The sequence below is a fragment of the Streptomyces sp. NPDC001393 genome (genome assembly GCF_053597455.1).
The window spans coordinates 9600-22139 of the sequence record NZ_JBSFIH010000015.1 but is presented as its reverse complement, the minus strand read 5'-3'; the positions used below and the strand labels follow the sequence as shown (position 1 = coordinate 22139).

Here is a 12540-nt window from a genome sequence, read left to right as displayed (position 1 = left end):
GGTGACGGCTCCCCCCACTACCGCGCAGGAACACGATCCCAGTGCACTGCGGCACCGGCTCGTCGATCAGCTCCTCGCGGCCGGCCACGTCCGCACCGCCAGTGTCGAGGCCGCCCTGCGCAGGGTTCCCCGCCATGCTTTCGCACCGGACGTGCCCGTGCAGACCGCGTACGCCGATGACATCATCCCCACCCGTCACACGCCCGACGGCCGGATCAGCAGCTCCGTCAGCGCACCATGGCTGCAGGCCGTGATGCTCGAAGCGGCCCGCATCCAGCCGGACGACCGTGTCCTGGAGGTTGGCTCTGGCGGTTACAACGCCGCCTTGATCGCCGAACTGGTCGGCCCGACCGGACAGGTCACCACCGTCGACATCGACCCAGACGTCACCGACCGCGCCGCCCGCTTCCTCGCTGCCGCCGGATACGACCGTGTCCGTGTCTTCACCGCGGACGCCGAGTATCTGCCCGCCGATGTCGTCCCCGAAGGCGGATTCGACGCGGTGATCGTCACGGTCGACACCTGGGATCTGCCGTGGATCACCATGGTCGCGGAGGGCGGACGCCTCGTCGCCCCGCTACGCCTCCACCAGTACGTTTGGTCCATTGGGTTCACGAAACACGACGGTGCGCTCATCAGTGAGGAGCCACTCACCGTGTGCGGCTTCGTCCCCATGCAAGGCGTCGGCGCATGGGAACCGAATCTACGCACCATCCCAGGCTGCGGCATCCGCCTTGCCTTCGAGGACGGAACGCCCATGCCCGTCGACCAGCTGGCCCCGGCCTTCGGTATGGCGCCCTCAACGGTCCGTACGCACGTCACCGTCGGGGGTGAGGAACCCTTCGACTCCCTCACCCTCTATCTGGCCGGGGCTCTCCCCGGCTTCTGCCGCCTGTCCGTCGACCCGGACCACGACACCGGCCTCGTCAGTCCCCCACCCCCGCACTGGCCCGGCGCGGCCATGGTGCGTGGGAGGTCACTCGCCCGTCTGGCACACGAGCGGATCGGAGACGGCGAAAACGGCAACGGCGCCTACGAGTTCGTCATCCACGGCTATGGACCGGCCGGTCACCTGGCGGCCACAGAAATGGCCGAGCACGTCCGGCACTGGCAGCGCAACCACCGCGCCGCACCCTGCCCGCACATCACGGTCCAGCCCAAGAACGCCACCGGACCGACCGGCGCCTATACCGACGGCCTGCACGTGTTCCATAAGAAACACACTCGGATCAAGATCGACTGGCCCGTCATTCCCGGCGAAGCAGCGCCTGCAGCCCTTGCCGACGCCCAAGACCATGAGCCCTGCTGTCCTGCCCGCTCGCAAAGCGGCCGAGTGGCGACCGTGCCGGCCACCGCCGACTACTGGGAGCCGCTCTGGGCCGGCGGACGCCGGTATCGCGAGGTCACCAGCACCGAGGCAGCGATGCTGGCCGACCATGTCGGACCGGGCCACGGACGCCCGGCACTCGACATCGGCACCGGCGAGGGTTCACTCGCCCGCCACCTTCACCAGCTCGGTTACCGCACCATCGGCATCGACTTCGCGCCCAGCGCCATCGCCGCGGCCCGCAACACCCAGCGGGGCGACGGGCCGGCCTGGCACCTGATGGACTTCGTCTCCGACGACCTCAGCGCCCTGCCGGATGCCGCGTATGCGATCGTCACCTGCCGCCTGGTCTACCGGTGGATCGACGACAAGGCGGCCTTCCTCGACCGCGTCCGACAGGTCCTGGCGCCCGGCGGGACCTTCTGGGTCGTCACCGAACTCGCCGGCCGCCGCGAGGAGGACGATCCGTACAGGCACCTCGGTATCACACCCGCCGAGGCCGAAATCCTCACCGCGAGCTGGTCCGTAGTACGCACCGCCGATCTCGACGTGCTGCGCTGCTATGCACTCCGCCCCTGAACTGAGCACGGAGGTCGACGTGTTGGACATCGAGCATCAGACCCGCCTCGCCTGGGACACCTATGGAAAGCACCACCTGGAGCGCGCCACTCCCCTGCCGGAAGTGGAACGGATCAGCTGGGGCCCTGCAGCGAACGGGCCCGGGGACGCCCTCCTCGGGGACGTCGAGGGCCTGCGGGTCCTGGACATCGGCTGCGGCCCTGGTCGGCACGCCGCCCACCTGGCCCGCACCTACCCGAGCGCAGGTGGACGGCGTCGATGCTTCCCTCAGCCAAATCGAGAGAGCGCGTGCCCGCTACGCCGATGTACCGGACCTGCGGCTGGTGCACGCCGACGCTGTCGAGTACCTGGGCACGACAGCCCCGTACGACGTGATCTACTCCCTCAGCACCTTCCACTTCCTCGACCCGCACCGGCTCTTGGCCGCCCTGTCGACCGCCGTCAAACCGGGCGGACGGCTGTACTTCACCGTGCTGCACACCAACTCCGATGGCGACGGCCCCACCTCGACCGTCACCCCACGCCCGGAGATCCTGCGCCTGGCCGGCGGCGACGATCTCACCGTGCACATGTGGGTGCTCACACCCGAGTTGTGGGAAGACCTGCTCGTGCACTACGGGTTCCGCGTGCAGGGCATCACCGTCCTCGACGCGCCGGAGAAGAACAACCACGCCTCCTACCGACTGTTCAAGGTCCACCGGCCAGCCCGGATCACCGCCCGGCCCCGCACCGCGAAGCCACCCGTCGCCCATGCGGCCGTCGGCGTCGGGGCAGTGCTCCTCGGACCCGAGGGCCTCCTCCTCGGCCGACACCGGCTGGGCACACGGGAGCTGCCCGGCGGGACCGTGGAGCCGGGCGAGTCACTGCAAGAGACAGTCGTGCGCGAACTCGCCGAGGAGACCGGTCTGTGCGCCGACCCGGCCGACGTCCGTCTTCTCGGCATGTTCCTCGACCAGATCGGCGACGTCGTCCGCATCACCTTCGGCGCGCTCGTCACCCACTGGCAAGGCGAGCCGGCCGACCAACCTGGCGAGAGTGTCGGAGACTGGCGCTGGTGGCCGCTGGATGCCCTGCCGCCGGACCTGTTCGAATGCAGCGCCCAGATCCTCACAGCCTGGCGCCCGGACCTCCCCATCGACCACGCCCCCGCCCGCTGCTTCTCGCCCATCACCGACCCGCACACCACCGCCTCCGCGTCATCCCAGCCCTGACTGAGGCGGGCCTCGCCCGGTGAACCCCCTACCGCCTCACCCATCGCCGAATCAACAGGACCGATCCCGTGACCACTCCACGCCGTGCCACGCCCGCCGATGCCGAAGGCATCACCCGCCTGCGGTCCGAACTGATCCTCTCCCAGCCGCTCACCCCTGACTGGCTGGCCCTGTGCCGAGACCAACTGACCGAACGCCTCGAGGCTCACGGCGATGCCCGGGCCTACGTCGTCGAAGCACCCGAGGGAGGACTCGTCACCTGCGCCCTGGCACTCGTCAGCCCCGTACTGCCCGCACCCCGGTATCCCAAGGGACTGGCCGCACGCATCCAAGCCGTGGCCACCCGGCCCGGGTACCGACGTCGCGGCTACGCCAAAGCCGCCCTCACCGCGCTCCTCAACGACCTGGAGCAGGAAGACATCACCCTTTTCGAACTGCACGCCAGTGATGAATCCAGGTCTCTGTACGAGGGGCTCGGATTCGTCAGCGATCCAGCACTGATGCGCAGAACCGCACTACCTCCGCAATCCCGCGGTCAGCACAGGTGCGGCGCTCTGACCGACGACTGGGACACGATCCAGCGTCTGGCTGACACGTTCAGCCGTCTCGATGCTGAGAACGGACTCGCGCCAGAGGAGCAATGGACCCTGCAAGTGCTCAAGCTCGCGGAAGAGGTTGGCGAGGCTGCGCAGGCCGTCATCGGAGCCCGGGGCACCAACCCGAGAAAAGGGCACAGCCACACGTGGACAGACGTCCAAGACGAGGTGGCCGACGCTGTCATCACTGGCATGGTCGCCCTCGCACGACTGCGTCCCGACGCACGTGAATACTTCACTGCCGTTCTGGCCCGAAAAGCCGCGAAGTTCCTTCCGTCACAGGATTCCGGCGACGAGCTGCTTCGCTGACGTAGCCCTGCCACGTGCTCCCGCTTCTCGACGTGCTCAACCGCCTCTCCCGGCAGTGACGGATGCGGCCGGAGACGCATGGGCCCCGGCTGGACGTCGTCAGCCGGGGCCTGCATGCATGCAGAGACAGCGCAGCGGTTCAGGACTCGGTGTAGCGAGCGAGGAAGTCCAGCTCGGCTTGAGAGATCCGCCGCGGCCTGCCGGTCTCCAGGTTGTACGCGGCCATCAAGGTCGTGGCTTCGGCATACAGATGGTCCGCGTCACGGATTTCGTAGGCAAGTTCCAGCCTCGCCCCCCGGCAGGCGACGACCCAGACGTCCACGTCCACGGGCTCCTCGCGGTAGGACAGGGGAGCGCGATAGTCCACGATGGAACGGCTGACCACGAACGCGTGCTGGCGGCGTCCGGCCTCGTCGGTAGGCAGCATCTCCTGGAACATCCGGGTCCTCGCCTCCTCCATGTACCGGGGGAAGAGAGCGTTATTGACGTGCCCGTACGCGTCCGCGTCGGCCCAGCGCAACGGGAGGGCATAGGTGTACTTCTTCACGAGAAAGGTCTTCCTGTGTGTGTGGGGGGGCAGATGGCATGGGGGCCACTGATGCTGTCGGCGGGCGGCTCTGAGCAAGGCCGTCCATCGCGGTCCCTCAGCCTGCCATGCAGCTCTTCGGCGACTCGGCATTGCCTTCCTGAACCTGCTGCAGGACATCGCGGAGCACACGCTGCTCGGTGTCGCGCTCGTCGAGGAGCTGTCCGATGCGAACGCTTGCCGCCGCAGGATCGGCCGGCAGCGCAGCGCGCACCAGCTGACGCATCTCAAGGAGGCACGCGCCCTCTACCGCGTGCCTGGGCACGCGAGCGATAACGGTGGCCGGCGAGACATGGGTGACGGACCAACTACCGGTCGTCTCTTCGGTGGCCCAGACCACGGTGCGCTTGTCCGGCGCAAGCGTCAGGTGGACGTCGGAACCCACGGTCCCGCTGATGGCCGGCAGGGGGACGCCGTTGTCCCCCGCTAGTGCTGCTGCTTCGTCTGCAGTGGCGACAACCATGCGGGCCGCGAGGGTTGCCGCTTCCCTTCGCCAACGGGTGGCGGCGTCCTCGGCCGCACGGTTCTGCGCGTGCCGCTGTGCCGTCGCCACGTCGTTTTCGTTCGCGGTCATTGTTGCCCAAGCGTCGCGGACGCCGCCGAGCGCGTCGCGCTCGTCGTCGCCGTGGCCTTCAATCCAGGTGATCACGACGAAGCGACAGTCGGGCATCGACGCCGGATAGAGGACGTGGCTGACGACCTCGATCGTCTCCCAGTCCAGCGTCGGCACGTTCATCCGGAAGACATGGCCATCGCGGGTCTCCCCCATGTCGTGCTCGGTCTCCCAGACGTGCCGCACATCGGGGTCCTTCTTGACGTCCTCGATCAGCCGGCGCAGCTCGGCATCATTCGGCCTGGTGGCCTGGGCGAACTTGAGGATCTTCACATACGCCGAGGCGTGCTTGTCCCAGTCCTGGTACTGAGCGCGGGCCTCCGGCGTTGTCAGAGCCCACCGAATGAGATTCGCGCCCGGCTCCATCACCCACGGCCACCACTCCGCCATGGCCGTGTTGAAGGCCAGAATGTTCCAGTGCTGGTCACACAAGTACGCGGGGCTGGGCATCTGCCGGTCGATGAGCAGACGCAAAGCCTGTTGCAGCTCCGGCTGGCCGGACCCGCTCGGCGGAACGAGCATCGAGCCGACGTTGTAGAGCAGCAGCGCGTGGCGCTCGTCGCGGTCCAGCCGAAGTAGCTCGGAGAGGGCCTCGCACTGCGTGCGGGACAGCCGGGGTGGCGTCGCGCCACGTTCGATCTTGCGATACGTGCGCTCACTCATGCCCAGAGCCCTGGCCGTCCGGTACTGCGTTACCCCTGCCGCTTTGCGCCACCTGCGCAGGAGGGCACCGAAGCCCATGTAGTGGCCGGCCAATTGCTGTCCGCTGTCACCGCGCTCCGAAATCTCCTCTTCCAGAGCGTCATTGCCGCTGGGCTTTTGTTCCTGCGTGACCACGAAAATCCTGCCTTTGACTATCAGGAGACGCTTCTTTCCGGGCGCACGTAAGGACCCAAGCGGCAGCGAATCCGCTGGGCCCACCCTTCGCCTCCCGGAAGAACCATACGCAATCCCTAAGTGATCTTGATCCGGGTGGGTCGCCATGGAAGACGGCCCCATGGTTCAACGTCGAACAAACGAGGCGCGACATGGTGGCACGTTCATGCCCCAAACGGACACAACTCAAGATCCACCCATGCAGGCGGCCGGCAAATCGGCAAAACGTTGCCGCTTTTCGTTGAGCGAAGCAGTGGGCGGTCTAGACCACACTCACGACCGGGCATCCAGTTGGCTCCGTTGCAAGCATTTGCCTTATTTCAGGCTCGAGTTACGGCAGCGTAGGTATGAACCAACTACCACGCAACCCTAGCGACGTACTATACCAAACTGGACAAATAGTTGCCGTTGACGTGCTCGGACGGGCTTGACTTAAATCGCTCTGGCCAGCAGTTCCGACCAGCAATGTGGCATGAGACACAAGGGGGTTCGCAGTGAGGAACATGCCGGGACGCTCGGACCGTTCGGCCTGCGCCCACCACTTAGTCGGTTGCCTGCCGACATCGATGCCAGCTGGAACATCCGTCGAGGACCACACGGCCGGATAGCAGTACTCGCAGCGCGACGCTTAGTGGTTCGTCATTCGACACTCCGAAGGCGACGCATGCGCCGCAATTGACGCAATATTATCGACGCAGATTTTAGTGCCTCGAATTGCACTGCCGCGTCTACAGGCGTTGCGGGTAATCGCGGCAGCCGCCCCACGGCGGCTCAGCAGTGCTTGGCCGATCGCCACCAGCCGACCTGACGTGCGACCCCATCACTCTCTGCGACTAGTACAGAGTTTTAGAGCCAACTCTGGATCTTGACACGGGTCCGTGCGTATGTTCGTCGTCCCCCGGGCACCCCGCCTGGGGCCCAGAGAGCGTGAGGAGGAGGGCAGGAACCCAACGACTCGCGCAGGTCCGTATACAGCGACGGCGCCCAGGAGCGGCTACTCCTGGACGCCGAACGCGTAGCGGCACGTACCGCCCCGATCTGGCCCGGCTAGGCCCGAGAGGGCGGAGATTGCCCACCATCACCACGCTGATCCCTTTCCGACGGGCGCTTCAGCGTGGCAACACTGCAAAGGGGATTCTTCCATGCCTCCCGCCATACGCAAAAGGCCCCGTCATCCGGCCTGCGCGGCATCCGCCCTCGCCCTGGCGTCGCATCGCTTGGGCACGCTTCACGCCAGCCCGGCCTCGGCGAACAGCCAGCCGGGCGTCGCGGCCGGGGGTGTCCGATGAGCGTCAACGCACGCGAGTGGGTGTGGGAGCACAGCTCCAGCCGGGGCACCGCGCGGCTGGTTCTGCTGTCGATCGCCGACCGGGTGGCCGACGACAAGTGCGTCGCCTGGGCCTCGCTGACGAGTCTGGTGGAGCGAACGAACGCCAGCCGGACGGCGGTACGGGACGCGCTGGTCACGCTCGACAAGAGCGGCGAGCTGCGGGTGCTGGGGCACCTGGAGGGCCCGCAACGGACCACGGTGTACCGGCTGCCCCGGGCTGCCGCGTGGCTGGCGAAGGTCGCCGACGCTCGACGCGAGGACCCGGACGCGTACGTCGAGCCGCCGGCCGGCTCCGACCCGGTGCCGGAGCTGGATGAGGAGGCAGAGAAGGGCCTGCGGCGGTACGGGATCTGGCTCAAGAAGGGTGCGGAATCCGGCCCCTCCCGCCGGAATCCGGCCGGTACGGAATCCGGCCCCTCGCATCGGATTCCGACCCCTCGATTTGCCGGAATCCGACCCCAGCACGGTACGGAATCCGACACACAGAACCGTAGAGAACCTAAGTTGAACCGGAAAGGCAGCAGTAGTGGTGCTGCCGTCACCTCGGCTGCCGACTGGCAGGTCGACGCAGCCAGCCACACCTGGGCCCGCCAGCAAGGCCACCTCGACCGCCTCGGCGAGGAGGGCCTGCGAGCAGCCGACGCGAAGTGGCGCGCCCACCGCGCCGGGCACACCCCCCGACCGCCCGCTGCCTGGGCTGCCGACTGGCGCTCCTGGATCGCCCGGGAACACGCTCCGGCCCGCCCGAAGCTCTACGCCATACCCGGCAGCGGACACGCCCCGACGGGCGGCATGACCCGCGCCGAGGCCCACACAGCCGCTCTCCTCGCCGCCCTCAACGAGCCGACGCCGACCGGAACGGAGTAGCCCATGGACCGCCGCGAAACTGCCGCCCTGCTGGCCTACATCGGCCGACTCGACCCCCGCACCATCCGCACGGACCAGGGCGAAGCCCGCGACCAGCTCGCCCAGTGGCACGAGCTGCTGGACGAGGTACCGCTGGCCACGCCGCACGGCTGGGACGCCTGCGTCGTCGCCCGCCGCCACATCCGCGTTTCGCCGTACCAGATCCTGCCCGCGGACATCGCCCGCCCGTGGGAGAGCTACAAGCGCGACCGCCTGCACCGGCACACCGACCCCACCCCGTCGGCCGACCCCGACGATCAGGCGGCATGGACCGCTGAACTGGTCGGCACCCGCCGTGCGGTCGCCACCGGCTCCGCCCAGCCGGTGATGTACCGGCAGCTGGCCGCAAGCCGTGTCAGCCCGAGGCTGGAAGCCCGGCTGAAGGAAGTCGGCTCCTGCATTCCGCCGGAGGCCAGGGCTGCCCTCGCGCCCTTCCGTCGCGCCCGCGCCGCCCGCGAGGCAGCCCTCGCCCAGGGCCAGCCCGACGCTCTCTCGGTGCGCTGCGATTGGTGCGAGGCACCGGTCGGCGAGCCGTGCCGTCGCCGGCGCGTCGACCCCGACGGTTTCGCACGCGGTAGCGCCCCGCGGGCCACCCCGCATCACTGCCGACTGGACCTCGCCGCCGCCAAGCACGCGGCCTTGGCCTGACCGACTCGCACGACGGTGCACCGTCCGGTGCACCCGCGCAACACCACCGTCCCGCCCCTGCTGCCGCGCCCCTGTCCCGCGCCGCAGCAGGCGCCCGACGCCGCGTCCACCCACGCCGACCTGCTGTCGGCCGGCGCGGCAGCACACCGGAGACCACCTTGCGCCACATCACCACCCACACCACGCCGGCCACCGGCCTGCGCGGCATCGGCGACACCAGCTGGCAGCCCCACGGCGCCTGCCACGGCATGGACCCCGACGACGCCGACGCCACCTTCTTTCCCCTGCCCCGGGACTACGAGGCCATCGCCGACGCGAAGGAACTCTGCGCCATGTGCCCCGTGCGCCGCGACTGCCTCAACTACGCCTTGGAGAACGACCTCAAGGAGGGCGTCTGGGGCGGGCTGACCGCTGAAGAACGCGAACCCTGGCACAAGGGACTGCCCCATCGCCTCGACTACAGCCGCGTGATCGCCTTCTTCAACGGCCGCGACGTCCACCTCACCGAGGCCGAGCGGCAGGTCGTCATCGACCACGCCTATGTCCGCGGATGGCGACCCGACCGGCTCGCCGTCGCCCTGCAGATCGGCACCAAGCACGCCCGGGACCTGCTGCGGCAGGCGGCCAACAAGGTCTTCGACCGCGACCGCACCCTCGGCGTACCTCGTCGCAAGGACGCAAAGAGGAAGGCCGCACCCAGCAAGGCCAGCCGACCTGGGTCCGCCCGGCCCGCCACACAGCAGCCCGTCACCCGCCCGGTGGCGCCGGCCTCGGCGCACGCCCCTCTCGGAAAGGCTGCCTAATGCTGATGTCAAGCGATGAGGCGGAGTTGGGGACGTCCTTCGTAGGGCTTGCGATCGCGGAGCATGGCGTAGACGACGTTGACGCGGCGTCGGGCGAGGGCGATCAGGGCCTGGTGGTGCCGCTTGCCTTCGCTTCTCTTGCGGTCGTAGTAGGTCCTGGAGACGGGATCGCGCTGGATGGCGCAGAAAGCGGACTGGTAGAAGACGCGTTTGAGGGCCTTGTCGCCGCCGGTGGCGCTGCGCGAGTAGCGGATCCTTCCAGACTGGGACAGGACCGGGGCCAGGCCGGCCGCAGCGGCCAGGGCGTCGGGGCTGGTGAACCGGTCGATGCCGCCGACCAGCGCGATGAACTCCGCGGTGAGGACGGCCCCCATCCCCGGCAGACTGCGGATGAGGGCCCCGTCAGGGTGCTCGGCCACCAGCTCCTCGATCTCGGCCTCCAGGGCCTTGACGCGGTCCTTGGCGACCATGAGGTCGGTGGCGAGTTCGCGGATGAGCTGGGCGGTGCGGCGTTCGCCGACCACGCTGGTGCTCTGGGCGTGAGCGGCCGCGACGGCTGCCTCGGTCAGTTTCTGGGCGGTGGGGCGGTAGGCGCCGTGCCGGCTCAGGTAGCTGTTGATCCGCGCTGCGCCGGCCTGCCGGATCTCGGCAGGGGTGACGTAGCGCGAAAGCAGCAGCAGGCTCGTCTTCCGGGTCGGGTCGACCATGCGTTCCAGGCCGGGGTGGATGCCGGCCAGCAGGTCGCGCAGGCGGCTGATGCGGGCGGTGGTCTCCTTGGCCATCACGGTGCGGTGGCTGACCAGGAGCCGCAGTTCGACGGTGGCCTCCTCGGGCAGGGTGATGGGCCGCAGGTCGTCGCGGAGCATGACCTGTTCGGCGATCACCTTGGCATCACGCGGGTCGGACTTGTTCTCTCCGCCCCGGGTGCCACGCCGGGCGCGGTTGACGGCCAGGCCGGGGAGGTGGACGCAGCGCAGGTCCGCGGCCAGCAGCATGGCGGTCAGCAGTCCGGCGATGCCGCCCAACAGGTCCAGCCCGACAGTGAGGCCGTCGTGTTCGGCCTGGACGGTGAGCAGTTCACCGGCGGCCTGCTCGATCGATTCCGGGTCGTTGCCGACCCGGTGGCTGAGCAGTGGCCGGCCGCGGTCGTCGATGGCGGCCAGCCAGTGGAAGTCCTTGCCGATGTCGAAGCCTGCGGTGGCGGTCATGACGCTCCCCTCGCCGTGCAATGTGCGGCGCGACCTCTTCCGCCTGTCCTCGCCCTACTAAGCGATGGTCCGCAGAGCCTAATCAGCAGTCCGGAAGAAGTGGCGGGGCAGGGGGAACAGCCTCTCCAGCCATCGACGGCAGCCAGCATGAAACCCATCCCTGCCCCGCTCGCGCGACCCCATCGTCGCGAACGACCGGGCCGTGCGAAAGAAGGTAGGGCCGCATGACCCACCCTTCCCTGTCCCTCGGTGCGAGCCCCGACCTCTCCCACCTGCTCGCCCTCGGCGTCCCCGCCGCCGCGCTGGCCCTGGCCCTGGTCGGCTGGGCGTTCCGGCGACGGGCACAGAACCCGCAGAAACGACTCGGCAATGCCGCGGTCGTGGTCGCCGCCCTGGCCGCGCTCGGCTGCACCGCCTACAGCGCCGACACCAGCTGGCGCTTCGCCGCCGACTATCTCAACATCGCCGGCACGGCCGAACGCGCCAGCATGTTCGCCGCCGCGGAACTGGGCCTGTTCGCCACCGCCCTGATGGCCCGGCAGAACCTGAACACCCAGGGCGCTCCTGGACTGCCGGGCACCTTGGTGTGGCTCATCACCGGAGTACAAGTGATCCCCGCTTACGCCGAGAGCGGTCCCGTAGGAGGCACTGTCCGCGCCTTCGTCGGACCGGTGATGGCGGCGATGCTCTGGCACCTGGCCATGGGCATCGAGCTGCGCCTGCGCACCCCTGGTGCCGCCTCCCACGGCCTGATCGCCACTCTCGGGCGAGAAGCACGCGAGCGCCTGCTGTCCCGACTTGGCATCGCCGCCCGGGACCGCAACGCTGCGCAGATCACCCGTGACCGCGCCACCGCCCGCGCCGTGGCCCTGGCCACCCGGCTTGCCGAACTCACAGCCGAGCAGCGGCAGAGTCGACGGGGTCGGCGCCTGACCCGGCGGCTGTCGATAGCGATCGGCCGGGCCTCGGTCGCCACCGTCCCCGCCCAGCGAGCCGAGCTACTGGCCCAGCTTGCCGCCCGCCGACACGCGCTCGCGCTCGCCACCGTCCCGCTGCCCTCCCCATGGTCCCCACCGCGCTCCGGCGAGATGGCGACCACGGTCCCCGCCGCTAGCACCGAGAGCAGCTCGGCCAACGACGGTCCCCACATCGTCGTCACTCGGAACGGGGACCGGGGACTGCAACCTCACCGGGGACCAAACACCGAGAACGCCAAGCAGCACCCCGGGACCGAGGACCGGGCAGCGGGGACCGAGGACCGAGGCTCGATTCACGGGACCCACGAGCCGGGGACCAAGGCAGTGAACGCGGAGCCCGGTGAGGAGCACGAGAGCCGCTCGGGGACCGGCCTCCTGGTCGATGAAGTGCCTGCACAACGCCCTGAATGGCACCGGGGACCGGGGACCGACGAGTCGGTGACCGACACCACCGGGGACCGGGGACCGAACGACACGGTGACCGACACCACCGGGGACCGGGGACCGAACGACACGGTGACCGACACCACCGGGGACCGGGGACCGAACGACACGGTGACCGACACCACCG

10 protein-coding genes are annotated in these 12540 nt (G+C 68.9%); 7 read left to right on the top strand and 3 right to left on the bottom strand.

What is annotated here, in order from left to right:
* Position 1: 1 nt before the first annotated feature.
* From fxlM to ACWC2T_RS18405, 3 genes are all read left to right on the top strand, one after another.
* The gene (fxlM, locus tag ACWC2T_RS18415; RefSeq protein WP_450671375.1) at positions 2-1906 is read left to right on the top strand and encodes a methyltransferase, FxLD system; all 1905 of its coding nucleotides are present in this window, start codon (positions 2-4) and stop codon (positions 1904-1906) included.
* Between the two features lie 245 nt (positions 1907-2151).
* Positions 2152-3117: a bifunctional class I SAM-dependent methyltransferase/NUDIX hydrolase gene (locus tag ACWC2T_RS18410; RefSeq protein WP_450671374.1), complete on the top strand. Its 966-nt coding sequence runs from the start codon at positions 2152-2154 to the stop codon at positions 3115-3117.
* 68 nt (positions 3118-3185) lie between these two features.
* Positions 3186-4022, top strand: coding sequence for a GNAT family N-acetyltransferase (locus ACWC2T_RS18405; protein ID WP_437076931.1), 837 nt, complete (start codon positions 3186-3188; stop codon positions 4020-4022).
* Positions 4023-4161: 139 nt separating this feature from the next.
* Here the strand turns inward: ACWC2T_RS18405 and ACWC2T_RS18400 are convergent, their stop codons facing one another.
* Positions 4162-4569: an acyl-CoA thioesterase gene (locus ACWC2T_RS18400; protein WP_450671373.1), complete on the bottom strand. Its 408-nt coding sequence runs from the start codon at positions 4567-4569 to the stop codon at positions 4162-4164.
* A gap of 97 nt (positions 4570-4666) precedes the next feature.
* Positions 4667-6058, bottom strand: a complete 1392-nt coding sequence (locus ACWC2T_RS18395) for a helix-turn-helix transcriptional regulator (protein ID WP_450671372.1) — start codon at positions 6056-6058, stop codon at positions 4667-4669.
* Positions 6059-7382: 1324 nt separating this feature from the next.
* Between ACWC2T_RS18395 and ACWC2T_RS18390 the strand changes: the two genes are divergently transcribed.
* From ACWC2T_RS18390 to ACWC2T_RS18380, 3 genes are all read left to right on the top strand, one after another.
* Positions 7383-8294 carry a helix-turn-helix domain-containing protein gene (locus ACWC2T_RS18390; protein WP_450671371.1) on the top strand — a complete coding sequence of 304 codons (912 nt, stop codon included), beginning with the start codon at positions 7383-7385 and terminating at the stop codon, positions 8292-8294.
* 3 nt (positions 8295-8297) lie between these two features.
* Complete coding sequence (locus tag ACWC2T_RS18385; RefSeq protein WP_450671370.1) at positions 8298-8981, top strand: zinc finger domain-containing protein; 684 nt, start codon at positions 8298-8300, stop codon at positions 8979-8981.
* Between the two features lie 158 nt (positions 8982-9139).
* Positions 9140-9784, top strand: a complete 645-nt coding sequence (locus tag ACWC2T_RS18380) for a WhiB family transcriptional regulator (protein WP_450671369.1) — start codon at positions 9140-9142, stop codon at positions 9782-9784.
* Positions 9785-9792: 8 nt separating this feature from the next.
* Here the strand turns inward: ACWC2T_RS18380 and ACWC2T_RS18375 are convergent, their stop codons facing one another.
* Positions 9793-10992 carry an IS110 family transposase gene (locus ACWC2T_RS18375; RefSeq protein ID WP_450671368.1) on the bottom strand — a complete coding sequence of 400 codons (1200 nt, stop codon included), beginning with the start codon at positions 10990-10992 and terminating at the stop codon, positions 9793-9795.
* A 224-nt stretch (positions 10993-11216) separates the two neighbouring features.
* Between ACWC2T_RS18375 and ACWC2T_RS18370 the strand changes: the two genes are divergently transcribed.
* On the top strand, positions 11217-12540 hold a 1324-nt coding region (locus tag ACWC2T_RS18370), incomplete at its 3' end, for a hypothetical protein (protein ID WP_450671367.1).

What these genes read in the sequence shown, in the direction of transcription:
- ACWC2T_RS18385 (WP_450671370.1), top strand. Translation starts at nt 8,298, where the DNA reads ATGGACCGCCGCGAAACTGCCGCCCTGCTGGCCTACATCGGCCGACTC.
- ACWC2T_RS18390 (WP_450671371.1), top strand. Translation starts at nt 7,383, where the DNA reads ATGAGCGTCAACGCACGCGAGTGGGTGTGGGAGCACAGCTCCAGCCGG.
- ACWC2T_RS18375 (WP_450671368.1), bottom strand. Translation starts at nt 10,992, where the DNA reads ATGACCGCCACCGCAGGCTTCGACATCGGCAAGGACTTCCACTGGCTG.